Consider the following 15971-nt stretch of genomic DNA (forward strand, 5'->3'; position numbering starts at 1 on the left):
CCCACCCCCCGGGTCCCGCATCACACCCAATCCCCCCCAGCGGGCTGGAGGAAGGGGTCAGGGGTGGTTGATCAGGTCGCCCAGGGCGGCGGCCTCCAGGTCGTCCCGGATCACCGCCGCGTCGCCCTCGATCACCAGGGTCAGCGCGTCGGGGTGCAGGTGGGTGGCCGCCGCCGCGGAGACCTGGTCCACGTCGGCGGCGAGCAGGGCCTCCCGCAGCTGCGCGTGGTAGTCGTCCGGCAGGTCGTGCACGACAAGCGTGGTCAACGCCGAGGCGATCGCCCGCGGGCTCTGCAACTCGACCGAGAGCTGCCCGGCCCGCCAGGAACGGGCCACCGCCAGCTCGTCCTCGGTCACCCCGCCGGCCTGCGTACGGGTGATCTCACCGACCGCCTCGACCAGGGCCGGCGTGGTGACGGCCGTCTGCACCCCGGAGCTGACCGCGAACCGGCCGAACCGCCGGGACGACGCGAACTCGCCCCGGATGCCGTACGTGTAGCCGCGCACCTCGCGGATCAGGTGGTTGAGCCGGGAGGTGAACGCCCCGCCGAGGACCGTGCCGGCGAGCGTCATCGGCACGTGGTCGGGGTGCGCGCGGTGCGGTGACGGGTGGCCCAGCCGCAGCGTGGACTGCACCGAGCCGGGGCGGTCCACCAGGATGATCCGCCGCTCGGTGTGCAACGGAACCTCGATCGGGCCGCCCCGGTCGACCGGACCACCGCCGGTGCCGGCGAACGCCGCGGCGGCCAGCGCGTCCAGGTCGATCCGGTCCAGGTCACCGGCGACGACGAGGGTGCCGGGGCGCAGGAACCACTCGGAGTGGAAGACCGTCACGTCCTCCACGTCCAGCCCGGCGACCGAATCCGGGTCGCCGTACATCGGGCGTCCCCAGCGGTTGTCCGCGCCGAACAGGTCGGCGCGCAGCGCGGCGTCGGCGCGCGGACCGGGGTTGGCCCAGTCCATCCGCAGCGCGGTCGCCTCGTCGTCGCGGACCCGCCGGACGTCGGCCGGGTCGAGCCGGGGCGTGCGGACGGCCTCGGCGAGCAGTTCCACGGCGGCGGTCAGCCGGTCCACCGGCACCTGGACGCTGACCTGGAACGAGTCCCAGTCCAGCCCGGTCACCAGTTCGGTGCCGAGCGCCTCGATGGCCAGCGCGTACGTCGTGGCGTCCCGCTGCGCGGTGCCCTCCTCCAACGCCTTGGCCAGCACCCCGCCCAACCCCTCCTTGCCGTTGGGCTCCCGGCCGGCGCCGGCGTCGAGCAGCAGCAGGGCGACCGCGAGGGTCTGCCCGGGCAGGTGCGCGGCGACGACCTGACCGCCGGCCACGGCACGGCGGACCACCGGCGGGAACCGGTACGGGCGGGCGGCGCCCGGGCCGGGACGGTCGGCGATCAGCGTCATGCGGTCTCCTCGGGCAGGTAGGTCAGGGTCACCCGGTCGGCGGCGCCGAGCACCTCGGCGGCGGTCTCGGCGATCTGCTCGGCGGTCACGGCGAGCCAGGCCGGCAGCCGCTCGGCGGCACGGGCCGGATCACCGAACTGGGTGGCGTACCGGCCGAGCGTGTCGGCGCGGCCGTCCACCGTCGACATCTGCCGCCACCACGCGGTGCTCAGCAACGCCTTGGCGCGGTCCAGTTCGGCGGCGGTCACCGGCACGGTGGCCAGCTCGTCGACGACCTCGGCCAGCCCCTCGGCGAGCCGTTCGGCTGTCACTCCGGGGCGGGCGGTGGCGGTGGCGATCAGCGGCGCGGGGGCGTGCGCGAGGTCCACCCCGTACGCGCCGACCAGGTCCGGCTGGGCGATCCGCTCGCCGTCGGCGAGCCGCTGGTAGAGCCGACTGCCCCGGCCGCTGCCGAGCACGGTGGCCAGGACGGTGAGCACGTCGTACCCGGGGCTGCCGAAGGGGTGACCGCGGTGCGCGACGTACACGCGGGGGGCCGGCACGTCGGCGGTCACCGTCTCCGTGGCGGGCTGCCCGGTCGCCGGAACGTTCCGGCCGTCCGGCGCGGGCGGGATGTCGTCGCGGGCGGGCAACGCCCCGAAGTACTTGTCGGCCAGCGCGAACACCTCGGCGGCCTGGGCATCGCCGACGACGGTGAGCACCGCGTTGTTCGGCGCGTAGTACGTGCGGTGGAACGCCTGGAAGGTGGCGAGGTCAGCGGCGTTCAGGTCGGCCATCGAGCCGATCGTCGCGTGATGGTAGGGGTGCCCCGGTGGGTAGAGCAGCGGCAGCAGCCGCAGCCAGGCGTCGCCGTACGGGACGTTCTCGTAGCGCTGGCGCCGCTCGTTCTTCACCACCTCGCGCTGGTTGTCCAGCGTCTCCTGGGTGAGCGCGGGGACCAGCCCGCCCATCCGGTCGGCCTCCAGCCAGAGCGCCAACTCCAGGTGCTCGGCCGGGACCGTCTCGAAGTAGTTGGTCCGGTCCGGGTTCGTGGTGGCGTTCAGCGAGCCGCCGGAGCCCTGGATCAGCTTCATGTGCTCGGTCTTCGCCACGTTCACCGAGCCCTCGAACATCAGGTGCTCGAAGAGATGGGCGAAACCGGTCTGCCCGGCCGGCTCGTGCCGGGAACCGACGTCGTACCAGAGGTTGACGGCCACGGCGGGCGCGGTGCGATCCTCGCTCACCACCACGCGCAGGCCGTTGTCCAGTCGGGACGTCTCGATGGGCCAGGGGTAACCGCTGTCGGGCATGGCACGACGCTATCCGATCTCGGGGGCGGGAAGGTGACGTGCGGTCGGTCGGCGAGCCGACCGATCCGGTATCGAGGGCACCTGTCGGGGGTACGGGGGAGGAATGACCGCGTCCCGGGCCGCCACCGCCGTCGAGCGGGCCGCCACCGCGCTCGGCAGGCTGCGCCGCGGTCGGTTGCTGCATCCCGCCGGTCGCTCGTTCGCCGGCGAGGTGTCGATCTGGGGTACGCCCGGACCACCCACCGGCGTCGCTCTGCTGGACGATCCCGGCCGGTACCGGGCCACCGTCCGGCTGTCCAAGGGGACGCCCACGCCCGGCAGTTGGCCGGACGTGCTGGGCCTGGCGCTGCGCCTGCGCACCGACACCGGCCGCCCGTTCGACCTGCTGGTCAGCTCCAGCGGCGCGGCCCCGCTGGTGCGGAACCTGCCGCTGCCGCGCCGCGCCTTCAGCGGGACGTACAGCACGATCACGTGTTACCGGGTGGGCAGGCGTCGGCTCTGGCTGGCCGTGCTGGCCGACCCGGAGTCGGTCGACCTCGGCCGCAGTCTGACGGCGGTGGCCGCCGCGACCCGGGCGGACGCGCCGCGCCTGGTGCTCGCGGTCGCGTCCGCCGTGGGGCCGTGGCGGCCGGTCGGGCAGGTCAGCGTCGGCGCCCAGCTCAGCGCCCGGGAGGACGCCGCGCTCGCGTTCGACCCGGTGCGCAACCTGCCACCCGAACTGCGGGCGACAGGTCCGCTGGCCTGGTTGCGGGACCACACCTACCGGGGGTCACGCCGGGCGCGCGGGGTGGACGGTCAGTCCGGGGGTTCGACCGCGGCCACCGTCTGATCGGAGGTGCGGCGTTCCAGCACCGTGTCCGGTGCCGCGTTCTGGTCCGCCTCGCGGATGTCCGACTCGGCGAGGATGGCCTCCGCCTGCGCCTGCGGGTCGTCACTGCCCACCGCCGCCTCCTCGGGAAGGAGGTGCGCGCGGGACTCCACGCGGTCCTGGTCGCTCTGCTCGTCAGTCATGGCACCCCTGTTACCCCGAGCCCGGCCCCGGCACGCGATGTTCACTCCGCATCTTGGGACGACGCACCGGTCCTCGCCGTCTGTTCGGGTAGGCTGGCCCACGTGACGCGTTCGTATCGATGGTTTAGGCAGCCGGCTCGCACGCCGGTGACTTCACCATGATCTGACGTCACCACGGACCGAGCCGGCTGGGCAGGAGCTGTCGTTCCTGCCCTTTTGCGTACGAGCAGCCGGCTCGTCCCGGGCACCGGCCCCGGGCACGGTCGGCGGAAGGATGCCCACCGTGACGACCCCGGAGACCGATCGGGTCAGCGATCAGCGGATCGACCGTGTCGTGCCGTTGACCACGCCCGCCCTGCTGCACCACGAGTTACCCCTTGACGCACCGCTCGCCTCGGCCGTGCTGACCGGCCGGCGCGCGGTCGGCCGCGTACTGGACCGCGAGGACGACCGCGTGCTGGTGGTGGTCGGCCCCTGCTCGGTGCACGATCCGGCCGCCGCCCTCGAGTACGCCCACCGGCTGCGCACGGCCGCCGACCGGCTCGCCGACGACCTGCTGATCGTCATGCGGGTCTACTTCGAGAAGCCCCGCTCGACGGTCGGCTGGAAGGGGCTCATCAACGACCCCGGTCTGGACGGCAGCGGCGACGTCAACACCGGCCTGCGACGGGCCCGGGCGCTGCTGCTCGACGTGCTGCGGGTCGGCCTGCCGGTGGGGTGCGAGTTCCTCGACCCGATCACGCCGCAGTACATCGCGGACACGGTGGCGTGGGGCGCGATCGGCGCCCGGACGGTGGAGAGCCAGGTGCACCGGCAGCTCGCCTCCGGCCTGTCCATGCCGATCGGGATGAAGAACCGCCCCGACGGCAGCATCGGCACCGCGGTGGACGCGATCCGGGCCGCCGGCGTGCCGCACGTCTTCCCCGGCATCGACTTCTCCGGCACCCCGGCGATCATGCACACCCGGGGGAACACCGACGGGCACCTGGTGCTGCGCGGCGGGGGTGGCCGGCCCAACTACGACGCCGGATCGGTCGCCGGCGCGCTCGACCTGCTCCGCGCCGCCGGGCTGCCGGAGCGGCTGGTGATCGACGCCAGTCACGCCAACAGCGGCAAGGACCACCGCAACCAGCCGCTGGTGGCCGCGGACGTGGCCGCCCAGCTGGCCGACGGGCAGCGCGGAATCACCGGCGTGATGCTGGAGTCGTTCCTGCTGCCCGGTCGGCAGGACCTCGACCCGACCCGGGAGCTGGTGTACGGCCGTTCGGTCACCGACGCCTGCCTCGGCTGGGACGAGACGGCGGACGTGCTCGACCACCTGGCCACCGCCGTGCGGGCCCGCCGCGCCACCCTCCCGACCCCGGCCTGACGGGTGTGACGGCCGGCACGGCGGTGCGCGGAACACGGACTGGCGTCGCCTGGTTAACTGAGGTGTCGGTGTGTCCAGTGTCCCCGGGCCTCACCTAAATTGCCCTCGCGGAATACCGTTCGGCTGGAGCCGCGTCGTGCCACTCGCCGAGAGGCGACCTGCACACCGACACCAGCGCCGCCCCCGGCCCACAAGGCCGGGGGCGGCGCTGTCTGTACGCGGCCACGGGCGCGCGTTTGACCGATTCCGGCCCGGGTAGCTGATCGACGTGACCGATGACGCATCCGTGGCCGGCGAGCCGGACACCCGGGCCCTCGACGACCTGCTCGACGACATCTACCGGGGTCAGGAGCGGGTCACCCAGGCGGAGATCTACCGCCGGGCGGTGGCCGCCGAGCTTCCGCCGGACCTGCTCGCCCGGATCGACGCGCTCCCCGAGGGCGAGTACGCGGTGGACGAGGCGAGCGACCTGCTGGGCGGCTCCGTCGCCTGAGCGACCGCAGAAGGGACACCGTCATGACGCACCACGAGGACCACGAGGAGAAGGTCCCGGCGCTGGGACAACCGCCGAAGGGCATGGACACCACCCCCGAGCCGGACTTCGCGAACGAACACGACCGCACGGCGGTGGACCGGGAGATCATCACCGGCGCCGACGAGGACGAACGGGAACCGGAGTCGCCGCACGGCTGGTCGGGCATGCAGCGTTGACGGACAAAAGAAAGGGGCCGGCGTCCGCCCGGCCCCTTTCGTGTCTTCTCGTCAGTCCTCGTCGTGCCCGCCCTCGGCGGCCTGCTGCGCGGCCGCGTACGCCATCTGGAGGAAGTCGGACGCGGCCACCGCGGTCAGCGCGGTGGCCACCAGCCGGGTCAGCCGGGGCGCGATCACCAGGCCGCCGGTCAGCCCGGTGGCCACCCAGACCGCCAGGCAGAACGGGCAGCTGAGCAGCTCGCCTATGGCGTGCCGGGTGGGGCTGCCCGAGTCGCGGACCTGTTCCATCACCTCGCCGCTGCCGATCGGCCGGTCGTACCGGGTGAACGGCGCCCGCAGGGGGCTGGTCACGGCGTCCTTGGAGAGCAGGCGGCTGAGCTTGTGCGTGGCGATGGAGAGCAGCACGACGTCGGCCGGCGCGGGACGCTCGGGCACCGGCCGTCCGGTCGCCTTGACCAGGCCGGCGAGCACCCCGGTCACCCCGGCGTAGGTGCCCATCGCGGCCAGGTAGCCGCCGAGTGGCCGGTGCTCGTGCGGGGCGTACGCCCGGCGTAGCCGCGTCGCCTTCTGTCGCAGGCCGGTGTTCGTCACCCGGTCTCCTCCCAGGTCGTGGTGTGCCTACGTGGTGTCTCGGTAAGGCCGGCGGCCGTGTCAGCCGGCCTGGAGGTTGTCGGCGACCTCGCGGATCAGGTTGGTCAGCGCCTCGTCGACGAGCTGGTCCGGGTCCGGCCCGCCGTTCCCGTCGGCCAGCTCGAGCTGGATCCGGGCGCCGCCGGGGTCCGCCGGATCCACCCGGATCTCGGCGGACCAGTCCGCGTCGCCGCTCCAGCGGGCCCGCAGCTCGTCGCCGTCGATCTCGGCCGGCGGGCTGCCGTCGGCACGGAGTGCCTCCGGCAGCCAGGCCGAGGCGCGGGCGGGGTCGGTGGCCGTGTTGAACACCACCTCGGGTGGCGCGGACATGCCGCGCACCGCGCGGGCCGGCATCAGACGTCTCGCAGGCGGCTCGGGTCGACCTCCCGACCCGGGTGCCGGGCCAGGTACTCGGTCTCCAGTTCGGCGGTCCGCCGTAGGTGGTTGGCGAGCGCCGAGTCGGCGGCGTGCCGCAGGGTGTCCAGCCGGGTGCGGTGCAGGCTGTGCATCTCGCGGATCAGGTCCTCGTCGCTCAGCTCCGTCGGGTCGACGCCGAGCGTGTCGCCGTCAAGGTCGGCGCTTGCCGGGTCGGCGAGGTGGTCGCCGCCCCACTCGGGCACCCGCTGCTCCGGGCTCATATCGGTGCTGCCGGTCATCATCGCCCCCCGGGTCTCGTTTGGGCTGGCGTCTAGACGGATGCCCACACCGGGTGACGCCAAACCATTCCGACCGCGCGGCACCTACGACACCGTGTCGGAGAGCGGCGTCGTCCCCGGTACCCTCGACACCATGAGGTGGCTCTGGACCCCGGCGTGGATCGCACGCCACGTGGCCATGGTCGTGCTGGTCGTGGGCTTCCTCGGGCTGGGCTGGTGGCAGATCAGCCGGGCCACCGCCGGCAACAGTCTGAGCTGGGGGTACGCGGTCGAGTGGCCGGTCTTCGCCGGCTTCGTGGTCTACGTGTGGTGGCGCGAGGTGAAGCTGGCCCGGCGCCGCGCGCAGGGGGACGCCGTGGCCGACTCCGCCGAGGTCCCGGCCGTCGAGCCGGCGCCGGCCGACGCCGCCGGGTCCCGACCGGCGGTACGTCGACCGGTGCGGGTGGCCCGGGTGCCCGCCGCCGCAGCGGGTGCCGAGGACGCCGACCTGGCCGCCTACAACCGCTACCTGTCATGGTTGAACGCCAATCCGGGCGCCCGGCCCGGTGACTACCCCGGCTGAGCCGGGCTTCGGAAGGACGGACGAAGGTGGGCGCTGCCCTTACCCGGTACCGCGTGATCGCCTGGATCGTGGGCGTGGTGCTGATCCTGCTGGTCGTGGTCGGCATGCCACTGAAGTACGGGTTCGACAACCCGGTCGTGGTGGAGACGATCGGGCCGGCGCACGGCTTCCTCTACATGATCTACCTGGTGGCCGCCTTCGACCTCAGCCGCCGGGCTGACTGGCCGTTGAAGCGGATGCTGCTGGTGATGCTGGCCGGCACCATGCCGTTCGTCTCGTTCTACGCCGAGCGCCGGGTCAGCTCCTGGCTGGCCGCCCCGCGCGCCGAGCGGACCCCGGAGCCGGTCGCCAACTGAGGCGCCGCCGAGGGACGGGTCAGCGGCTGGGCCGCCACGGGTCGGCCCCGGCGAGCGGGTCGACCCAGTCGCCGTACCGGTTCACCTCCCGGGCCCGCAGCAGTGCCCGGGTGACCTGGCCGAACTGCCGCTCGTCGTCGGCGCTGAACAGCAGCACCTCGGCGCCCCGGTGCCACCCCCACAACTCGTACGGCGGTGGCCGCCACCGGTCCCCGACCAGGGCGAGGGCCGCCGGCAGCAGGAACACCGCGCCGAGGATGAGGTACGCCCCGGCGGTCAGCCGTTGCAGGCCGCCGGTGAAGCCGAGCAGCAGCCCCACGCCGGCGAGCATGGCGGCGGTGATGACGACGGCTCGGACGGCGATCCGGTCGTGCGGGCCCCTGGTGGTGCGCAGGTGGGTCAGGTCGGCGATCCGGTAGCTGGTCCGGCCGACGGTGAACCGGTCGACGGTGACGATGATGCCGGGTCGCGCGTACAGCAGGGTCGACCTGGCACCGGGCACCGTTCGCGGCGGTCGCGTCTTTGCGCCTTCACGATTCACGGTTCCTCCCGTGGGGCGGTTCGTCGGGTTGCCCCGTCGGTCACGGCTCGGCCGCGTATCGACGGGAATCCCGGCTCCGGTCCCCATTGTGTTGTGGCGCTGCCACCTCACCAGGGCATTTGCCGGCTCCCGACAGGTCACCCGGGCGGACGACATCGACCGGAAACCACCTCCATTTCGGCTTTTATCGGTTATGCAGCCCAGCTATCCGGCGGCATACGCCCGGAACGACGAAAGTCGTATATCCGTCAGACCTCGCGAAGAGGGCAGAAGATCTCACGTCGGCGAGCGTCACGAACAACCGGAGAGCCACCGGACGCATCCGCCCGACACACCACTCCGCCAACTTTGACCCCTGCTTCAACTGCGCGTAACAGGCGTCCCGGGTTAGGTTGGGCGGGCCGGCCCGGCCCAGCGCCGTCCACCCGGATGGCCCCGGACGGTGCCGCCGAGGGCGTCAGCAGCCCGACGGCGGCCGTGGGAGAGGGGCTTTCCGCTCTTGTCATCCCTGAGAAACCTGCTGCGTATCGTGGCGTTGGCCGGGATGTCGGCCGCGCTGATCGCCCCGCCGGTGGTGGCCCGCGCCGAGCCGTCCCCCGCCGACCTGACCCGCCAGATCGAAGCGTCCTCGGGCGAGCTCGAGCGGGTCGTCGAGGCATACAACAAGCTCCGGGAGGAGATCAAGACCAACGAGGCCTCGGTGGCCCGATTACAGGCCCGCATCGGCCCACTGGAACAGCAGGCCGAACAGAGCCGGGCCGATGTTGCCGAGTTGGCGACCACGGCGTACAAGAGTGGCGGCCTGCGGACTGCGGATGCGCTGCTGCGTCCCGGCGGGTCGGCCGCGCTGCTGGACCGTCTCGGCGCCCTCGACCAGCTGACCCGCCAGCGGCAGGAGCGCATCTCCGGCTACACCGCGAACCAGCGGCGGCTGCTCGACGAGAAGACCCGCCTCGACGCCACGCTGACCCGGCAGGCCGCACAGGCCCGCCAGCTCGCGGCCGGCAAGAAGCGCATCGAGGGAGACCTGGCGAAGCTGTACGAGCTGCGTCGTCAGGCGTACGGCGCGGCCACCGAGCGTCCCGAACCCAGGGCCGCGGCGGCGGAGGCCAGGAACGTGCCCAACGTCTCCGGTAGCGCCGGGGTCGCGGTGCGCTACGCCTTCGGCGCGTTGGGCAAGCCGTACGTCTGGGCGGCCGACGGACCGAACGGCTACGACTGCTCCGGGCTGACCTCGGCCGCCTGGCGGGCCGCCGGGAAGTCACTGCCGCACAACACCCGGATGCAGTGGGGAGCGGTCGCCCACATCGGCCGGGGCGACCTGCGCCCGGGTGACCTGATCTTCTACAACGGGCTCGGCCACGTCGCTCTCTACGTGGGCGACGGCCAGGTGATCGACGCGCCGAGCGCCGGTCGCAACGTGCTCAAGCGCGGCATGAACATGATGCCGATCCAGGGCTACGGGCGGGTCCGCTAGCGGATACGGCGAACGGCCGGCGTCCCCCTATCGGACGCCGGCCGTTCGCCGTCATTACTACCAGGTCAGGCGGCCTGCAGACCCTCCGCCCGGGCCAGCTCACGGAGTCGGCCGAGGGCCTGGATCTCCAGCTGCCGGATCCGCTCGCGGGACAGCGAGAACCGGGACGCGACCTCGGTCAGCGAGTGCTCGCGGCCGTCCTCCAGCCCGTAGCGGGCCCGCATGATGCCGGCCGACCGGTCGTCGAGGTGGTTGAGCAGCCCTTCGATGCGCTGCCGCTCCAGACCGCTGAGGACGATGTCCTCCGGCGACGGCGCGTCACTGTCGGCGACCAGGTCACCCAGGTTGGTGTCGCCGTCGTCGCCGACCGGGGTGTCCAGCGAGACGGTGTCCTGCGACCAGCGGCGCAGCTCGTTGACCCGCTCGACGGTGACGCCGAGCGACGCGGCGATCTGCTCCGGCTCCGGGTCGCTGCCCAGTTCACGGGTGAGCTGCCGGGTCACGTTGCGCATCCGGTTGACGTCCTCCACCAGGTGCACCGGCAGACGGACGGTGCGCTCCTGCTGGGCGATCGCCCGGCTGATGGCCTGGCGGATCCACCAGGTGGCGTAGGTGGAGAACTTGTAGCCACGCTCGTAGTCGAACTTCTCGACCGCCCGGACGAGGCCGGTGTTGCCCTCCTGGATCAGGTCCAGCATGGGCATGCCCGAGCGCACGTAACGGCGGGCGATCGACACGACAAGTCGCAGGTTGGCGCGGATGAAGAGGTCCTTCGCCCGCTCGCCCTCGACGACCAGCCGATCCAGGTCGTCCCGGTCGACACCGTCGGGAACGGCGCCCTCACCGAGCAGGTGCTCGGCGTAGAGGCCGGCCTCGATCGCCTTGGAGAGATCGACCTCCATGGCGGCGTCCAGCAGTGGCGTCCGGGAGATCTCGTGCAGGTAGACGCCGACCAGGTCGCGCTCCTCGGCAACCTCGTCGGTTCGCATGCCGATGTTCTTGTCCACGTTGCCCACGGTCCCCTCGCTCGCGCCGGTTGCCCGGTTCCTTGCCATTCCCCACGTCCGTCAGCCCCTGGTAACTTCCGTTGTGCCCCTCGGTGCTGACACCTACACAACAGATGAGACGTGTCGGGGATTCCATGTGGTGAGTCGAAAGTGTCACGAATGCCTGAGTAGTAGCTGAGAGCGCGGTCCATGTTTGCTGTCAGCACCCCGGCGGGTGGCTCGCCGCTGCGCACACCACGTACGGGTCCCAACCATGGCAACACCGCCCGCCGCGGGGGCACAGCGACCCGGGTCACCACCGTGGTGCGATCCTGGTCACTGCCAGATACGCACCGGTGGACCGGTCGGTTCATCCACGGGGGTGTTATTACCCCCCGCCCCGATGAACAATCCGGAGCCCCGTTCGCTTCCCGGGGTGTGCAGGGCTAGGAGGAGAGCAGGGCCAGAGCGCCGCGTACCTGGTCGGCGGAGCGGGCCAGCGCGGCCCGGGCGGCGCCGACCTCGGCACCGGAGACCAGCGACACCAGGGCGGTCTTCAGGTCGCCGTCGGCCTCGGCGAGCGCCCGCCGGGAAACCTCCTCGGAGCAGCCGGTCGCCTCCATGAGGATCGAGATCATTCGTCCGCGGAGCTTCGCGTTGGTGGCCACCATATCGATCATGAGGTTCGAGTAGACCCGCCCCAGGCGCACCATGACGGCTGTCGAGAACGTGTTGAGCACCAATTTCTGCGCGGTGCCCGCCTTCATCCGGGTCGACCCGGTGACGACCTCCGGTCCGGTGTCCACCCCGATGAACACGTCGACCGACCGGGCCGCCTCCGCTTCCGGATTGGCGCAGAGGAGCACAGTCGAGGCGCCCTTGGCGCGGGACGTGGCGAGCGCCCCGAGGACGTACGGGGTACGTCCGCTGGCGGCCAGACCGACCACCAGGTCACCGGCGCGCACACAACTGGCCGCCTCGACCGCACCGCCCCGCTCGTCGTCCTCGGCGTCCTCCACGGCCCGCCACATGGCATCCGGGCCGCCGGCGAGGTGGGAGCAGAACCAGTGCCGGGGCGAGTTGAAGGTGGGAGCCAGCTCGGCCGCGTCGAGAACGCCCAGCCGGCCGGACGTGCCGGCGCCGAAGTAGTGCACCCGGTGGCCCCCGCGCAGCGCGTCGACGGCCAGGTCGACAGTGGCGGCGATCTCGTCGAGCACCGCGGCGACGGCCGCGGGCACCCGCCGGTCGGCGTCGTTGATCACGGTGAGGACGTCCCGGGTCGACATCAGGTCGAGGTCGGCGCTGAGCGGGTTGCGCCGTTCGGTGGGGGCGCCCACCCGGACGGTCGGGCGGGCGGGCGGTGCGGGCATGTCCTCGTCCGGCTCGATCGCACCGGCCGTCATGCCCGCCTCCGGTTGGCGCCCACCCGGTGCGACTGGACCGCCTCGGCGGTCGCCTCGAGGGCCTTGCGGGCCCGGGACCGGTTGCGGGCGGCCACGCCGACGAAGAGGCAGTCGACCACGGTGAGCTGGGCCAGGCGGCTGGCGGTCGCGCCGGAGCGGTAGGTGGTCTCCCGCGCCGCGGTGGTCAGCACGAAGTCGGCCACCTCGGTGATCGGCGAGCGGGGGAAGTTGGTAAGCGCCACGGTGACGGCACCCCGCGTCCGGGCCTGCTCCAGCACCTCGATCACGTCGGAGGTGGTGCCGGTGTGTGAGATGCCGACCGCGACGTCGCCCCGACCGAGCAGCGCGGCGGACGTCAGCGCGGTGTGCACGTCCGGGAAGTAGAAGGCGATCCGGCCGATGCGGTGCAGCTTCTGCTGGAAGTCGGAGGCGACGAACCCGCTGGCGCCGGCACCGTAGATGTCGATCCGTCCGGCGCCGCTGATGGCCTCGACGACCTGCTCACAGACCGCCGGGTCGAGCTGCTCGGCGGTCTCCTCGACGGCGCGGGCGTCGTTGAACGCGATGGTGGCGATGATCTGGGCGAGGTCGGCGCCGGGTGGGATGTCGCCGCCGACCACCCGGGCGTCCGGGGGCTCGATGCGGCGGGCGGCCTCGGCAGCGAGCCGGATGCGCAGTTGCGGGTAGCCGTCCATGCCCACCGAGCGGCAGAACCGGATGACTGTCGCCTCCGACGTCTCCGCCGCGGTGGCGAGGTCGGTGATGGTCCGCCGTGCGGCGGCGGCCGGGTCGGACACGACCAGCCGGGCGACGCGCTGCTCGGCGGGCGACAGCGACGGCAACAGCCCGCTGATGTGGACGATCAGCCCACCGGGCTCGTGACTCGCAGAAATCTTCGCACTCTTCGCCACGGATGAAACTTACTTTCACCAGGCGTGAGCGTCAACTATGACTGTCAGGGGTGGGAAAAGTGTCGCCGACCGGGATCACCTGTCCCGTACAGCCTGCCACTCCCGCAGGACCACCGCCTCATCCGCGGGGTCGAGTCCACCCTGCCGTACGTCGTCCGGCCGTGCTGTCATCCAGGTCGCGGTCGCCCGAACGGTGTCGGACAGCGGACGGACCGTCAGCCCCGCGTCCAGCGCCGGCCGGGCGTCCCGGTCCATCAGGCCGGCCCACTCCGGCAGCCGCGCCCAGAGCGGCAGCGCCCGCTCCCCCGACCACTCGCGCACGTCGCAGGCCAGCAGGAAATCCTGATCGACCCAGGTGAGGTGCGGGTCGGCGACGCCCAGCCCGGCCGCCACACCGGTCAGCAGCTCCTCCCGGGACATCGCCGGTCCGACCCCGTCGTAGGTGCCGACGAGGCGGGCACCGGCGGCGTGCAGCAACCAGCCGGCCAGGTCGGCGACGTCCACGAACTGCACCCGGTCGGTCGGTCGCCCCGGCGCGAGAACCTCCCCGCCACGCGCCAGCCGTCGCACCCAGTACGGGAAGCGGTCGCTCGGATCCTCCGCGCCCACGATCAGCCCGGCCCGGCAGATGAACGAGCGGTCCTCGCCCATCCGTTCCCGGACCAGCCGCTCGATGCTGACCTTGCACTCGCCGTACCAGCGGTTGTCGGGGTCGACCGGGGCGTCCACGTCCGGCGGGGCGGGCGGCAGCACCGGCGCGTCCGCCGCGGTCTGCCCCGGGGTGGTGTTGTCCGCGTACACCGAGATGGTCGACACGAACGACCAGTGACCCACGTGGTCGGCGAGCGCGGCGAGCGCGTGCCGGGCATGGCTTACCTGGCGGGTGACGTCCACCACCGCGTCGAAGCCGTCGCCGGCGAGCGACGCCGGCGCCGCCGGGTCGTCGCGGTCGATCGACACGAACCGCGCCCCGCTCGGCGCGTCGCCGGACACGCCCCGGGCCGCGCAGGTCACGTCGTGGCCCTGCGCGACGGCGAGCCGGGCCAGCGCCCGGCCGAGGAACCGCGTGCCACCGAGAATGAGGATCCGCATCCGCCGATCCTGCTTCGCCGCCGCCCGATCGCGCCAACAACTCTGCTCCCAGCAGAGCACGGGCGGGCCGACGGGTCACCGGATTGGACGCTAGCGTGTGGCGCATGGCCGAGCGCAGTGTGTTGGTGACCGGAGGCTCAGGCGGGCTCGGCGGGGCGGTCGTCGCGTCGTTCGTCGAGGCGGGCTGGCGGGTGGTCGTACCTCAGCGGGGTGCTCTGCCCGGGTCGGAGCCGGCGGCGGACGCGCTGGTCCGGGTCGCCGCGGACCTGACCGACCCGGCTGGCGCGGCCCGGGCCGTCGAGGCCGCCGCCGGCGAGCCGGCGGCGCCGCTGCGGGCGGTGGTCAACCTGGTCGGCGGGTACGCCAGCGGCGGTCTGGTCCACGAGACACCGGTCGAGGAGTTCGAGCGGATGCTCACCCTCAACCTGCGGCCCACCTACCTGGCCACCCAGGCCGCGCTGCCGCACCTGGTGGCCGGCGGCGGCGCGGTGGTCTGCGTCTCGGCCCGCGCGGCGGTAGCCCCGTTCCCGGGCGCGGCCGGTTACGTCACGGCCAAGGCGGCGGTGCTGGCCTTCGCCAACGCGGTCGCGGTCGAGTACCGGTCCCGCGGCGTGCGCTGCAACACCGTGCTGCCCAGCGTCATCGACACGCCTGCCAACCGGGCAGCCCAGCCCACCGCCGACCACTCGCGCTGGGTCACTCCCGCCGAGATCGCGCCGGTGATCCGCTTCCTCGCGTCAGCCGACTCCGCTCCGACCAGCGGCGCCACCGTTCCGGTCTACGGGCGGGCCTGAGCCACCAGCGGGGTCGGGCCACCGCGTGCTGGCAGGTCGGACCGGGGCGGCGGTTCGGACGGCGTCGGCGCGGGTGGCGGCACGTCGGACGGCGGCCGGGTCAGGTCGGATCGGGCGTCCGACGGCAGCCAGGTCGCCAGGTGGGCCTGGATCTGCTCGGTCACCTCCTCGGCCGGGCGTCCCGCGTCCACCAGCACGAAGCTCGGGTACTCGGGCAGGGTCCGGTAGGCGGTGTCCGCGGCGGTCAGCCAGCTGATCGTCTCGTGGTCGGTGCCACGCGCCTCGATCCGCCGGTACGCCTCGGCCGGGTCGACGGTCAGCAGGAAGGTCACCTGCGGCGTCGGGAAGAGTCGGTAGCCGGCCCGGGCCAGCCGCTCCCAGCGGTGCCCGCCATGCGCGCGGATGCTGGCGTACTGGCAGGCCGAGTAGCGGTCCATCACCGCCGTCCGGCCGGTGAGCAGGCAGCTGATCAGGGCGATGGCGATGGCGAGCCAGCGCAGCACGGACTCCACCGCGAGCACGCCGTCGCGCCCGACGAGCCGCTGGGCGTCCGGTCGGCCGAGTCGGTTGGCGACCCGGCCGAGCCAGCGACGTCCGCTGGCGTTGCGGCGGTACGCGGCGGGGCGGCCGGCGGCGGTCAGCGCGTCGGCCAGCCGGTGGGCCTGAGTGGTCTTGCCCGACCCGTCGATGCCGATCAGTGCGACAGTGCGCAACCGGGCCGTGCCGCGTCGCATCCCCGATGATCTGGCCACCCTCGAAAGGCTATCCGACCGGCGCACGCG

General features: G+C 72.9%; 20 protein-coding genes. 8 read left to right on the forward strand and 12 right to left on the reverse strand.

The window, feature by feature from the left end; genetic code table 11:
* Nucleotides 1-57: 57 nt before the first annotated feature.
* Complete coding sequence (locus tag FHG89_RS07105) at nt 58-1401, reverse strand: M16 family metallopeptidase (protein WP_139583561.1); 1344 nt, start codon at nt 1399-1401, stop codon at nt 58-60.
* Entirely contained in the window at nt 1398-2690 is a 1293-nt protein-coding gene (locus FHG89_RS07110) for a M16 family metallopeptidase (protein WP_139583562.1), read from the reverse strand. The genes FHG89_RS07105 and FHG89_RS07110 overlap by 4 nt, the downstream gene beginning before the upstream one ends.
* 103 nt (nt 2691-2793) lie before the next feature.
* On the opposite strand from FHG89_RS07110, the gene FHG89_RS07115 reads away from it, so the two are divergent.
* A complete protein-coding gene (locus FHG89_RS07115) occupies nt 2794-3519 on the forward strand; it encodes a phosphodiesterase (protein ID WP_139583563.1) in 726 nt (241 codons plus the stop codon).
* Here FHG89_RS07115 and FHG89_RS07120 read toward each other — a convergent pair.
* Complete coding sequence (locus FHG89_RS07120; RefSeq protein WP_139583564.1) at nt 3486-3701, reverse strand: hypothetical protein; 216 nt, start codon at nt 3699-3701, stop codon at nt 3486-3488. The two genes, FHG89_RS07115 and FHG89_RS07120, sit on opposite strands and share 34 nt — an antisense overlap.
* A 274-nt stretch (nt 3702-3975) precedes the next feature.
* Here FHG89_RS07120 and FHG89_RS07125 point away from each other — a divergent pair, with 274 nt between their 5' ends.
* The 3 genes from FHG89_RS07125 to FHG89_RS07135 all read left to right on the forward strand — a co-directional run bounded on the left by FHG89_RS07125 (nt 3976) and on the right by FHG89_RS07135 (nt 5781).
* Nucleotides 3976-5070: a 3-deoxy-7-phosphoheptulonate synthase gene (locus FHG89_RS07125; RefSeq protein ID WP_139583565.1), complete on the forward strand. Its 1095-nt coding sequence runs from the start codon at nt 3976-3978 to the stop codon at nt 5068-5070.
* A gap of 259 nt (nt 5071-5329) precedes the next feature.
* A complete protein-coding gene (locus tag FHG89_RS07130; protein ID WP_377601320.1) occupies nt 5330-5563 on the forward strand; it encodes a hypothetical protein in 234 nt (77 codons plus the stop codon).
* A 23-nt stretch (nt 5564-5586) separates the two neighbouring features.
* Nucleotides 5587-5781, forward strand: coding sequence for a hypothetical protein (locus tag FHG89_RS07135; protein ID WP_139583567.1), 195 nt, complete (start codon nt 5587-5589; stop codon nt 5779-5781).
* 51 nt (nt 5782-5832) lie between these two features.
* On the opposite strand, the gene FHG89_RS07140 is transcribed toward FHG89_RS07135, so the two are convergent.
* From FHG89_RS07140 to FHG89_RS07150, 3 genes are read right to left on the reverse strand one after another with little or no spacing between them, the layout of a single operon-like run.
* Nucleotides 5833-6372, reverse strand: coding sequence for a DUF1360 domain-containing protein (locus tag FHG89_RS07140; RefSeq protein ID WP_139583568.1), 540 nt, complete (start codon nt 6370-6372; stop codon nt 5833-5835).
* Between the two features lie 60 nt (nt 6373-6432).
* Entirely contained in the window at nt 6433-6765 is a 333-nt protein-coding gene (locus FHG89_RS07145; protein ID WP_139583569.1) for an SRPBCC family protein, read from the reverse strand.
* The gene (locus FHG89_RS07150; protein WP_139583590.1) at nt 6765-7070 is read right to left on the reverse strand and encodes a DUF6158 family protein; all 306 of its coding nucleotides are present in this window, start codon (nt 7068-7070) and stop codon (nt 6765-6767) included. Before FHG89_RS07150 ends, FHG89_RS07145 begins: the two co-directional genes overlap by 1 nt.
* Nucleotides 7071-7200: 130 nt before the next feature.
* On the opposite strand from FHG89_RS07150, the gene FHG89_RS07155 reads away from it, so the two are divergent.
* Together FHG89_RS07155 and FHG89_RS07160 are read left to right on the forward strand one after the other, a co-directional pair.
* Nucleotides 7201-7629: a hypothetical protein gene (locus FHG89_RS07155; protein ID WP_208760885.1), complete on the forward strand. Its 429-nt coding sequence runs from the start codon at nt 7201-7203 to the stop codon at nt 7627-7629.
* 26 nt (nt 7630-7655) lie between these two features.
* Nucleotides 7656-7985: a DUF3817 domain-containing protein gene (locus FHG89_RS07160; protein WP_139583570.1), complete on the forward strand. Its 330-nt coding sequence runs from the start codon at nt 7656-7658 to the stop codon at nt 7983-7985.
* Between the two features lie 19 nt (nt 7986-8004).
* Here FHG89_RS07160 and FHG89_RS07165 read toward each other — a convergent pair whose 3' ends face one another.
* Nucleotides 8005-8487: a DUF6232 family protein gene (locus FHG89_RS07165; RefSeq protein WP_244295226.1), complete on the reverse strand. Its 483-nt coding sequence runs from the start codon at nt 8485-8487 to the stop codon at nt 8005-8007.
* 538 nt (nt 8488-9025) lie between these two features.
* On the opposite strand from FHG89_RS07165, the gene FHG89_RS07170 reads away from it, so the two are divergent.
* Nucleotides 9026-10003, forward strand: a complete 978-nt coding sequence (locus tag FHG89_RS07170; RefSeq protein ID WP_139583572.1) for a C40 family peptidase — start codon at nt 9026-9028, stop codon at nt 10001-10003.
* A 65-nt stretch (nt 10004-10068) separates the two neighbouring features.
* Here the strand turns inward: FHG89_RS07170 and FHG89_RS07175 are convergent, their stop codons facing one another.
* From FHG89_RS07175 to FHG89_RS07190, 4 genes are all read right to left on the reverse strand, one after another.
* Nucleotides 10069-11058 carry a sigma-70 family RNA polymerase sigma factor gene (locus tag FHG89_RS07175; RefSeq protein ID WP_139583573.1) on the reverse strand — a complete coding sequence of 330 codons (990 nt, stop codon included), beginning with the start codon at nt 11056-11058 and terminating at the stop codon, nt 10069-10071.
* A 377-nt stretch (nt 11059-11435) separates the two neighbouring features.
* Nucleotides 11436-12392, reverse strand: coding sequence for an N-acetylmuramic acid 6-phosphate etherase (gene murQ / locus FHG89_RS07180; RefSeq protein ID WP_208760886.1), 957 nt, complete (start codon nt 12390-12392; stop codon nt 11436-11438).
* Nucleotides 12389-13303, reverse strand: coding sequence for a MurR/RpiR family transcriptional regulator (locus tag FHG89_RS07185; RefSeq protein ID WP_139583574.1), 915 nt, complete (start codon nt 13301-13303; stop codon nt 12389-12391). The genes murQ and FHG89_RS07185 overlap by 4 nt, the downstream gene beginning before the upstream one ends.
* Nucleotides 13304-13378: 75 nt before the next feature.
* The gene (locus FHG89_RS07190) at nt 13379-14395 is read right to left on the reverse strand and encodes an NAD-dependent epimerase/dehydratase family protein (RefSeq protein ID WP_139583575.1); all 1017 of its coding nucleotides are present in this window, start codon (nt 14393-14395) and stop codon (nt 13379-13381) included.
* A 104-nt stretch (nt 14396-14499) separates the two neighbouring features.
* On the opposite strand from FHG89_RS07190, the gene FHG89_RS07195 reads away from it, so the two are divergent.
* Nucleotides 14500-15189: an SDR family NAD(P)-dependent oxidoreductase gene (locus FHG89_RS07195; RefSeq protein ID WP_139583576.1), complete on the forward strand. Its 690-nt coding sequence runs from the start codon at nt 14500-14502 to the stop codon at nt 15187-15189.
* Here the strand turns inward: FHG89_RS07195 and FHG89_RS07200 are convergent.
* The gene (locus FHG89_RS07200) at nt 15174-15941 is read right to left on the reverse strand and encodes a dTMP kinase (RefSeq protein WP_208760887.1); all 768 of its coding nucleotides are present in this window, start codon (nt 15939-15941) and stop codon (nt 15174-15176) included. The two genes, FHG89_RS07195 and FHG89_RS07200, sit on opposite strands and share 16 nt — an antisense overlap.
* Nucleotides 15942-15971 lie beyond the last annotated feature (30 nt).

Source organism: Micromonospora orduensis, assembly GCF_006228125.1.
GTDB lineage: Bacteria > Actinomycetota > Actinomycetes > Mycobacteriales > Micromonosporaceae > Micromonospora > Micromonospora orduensis.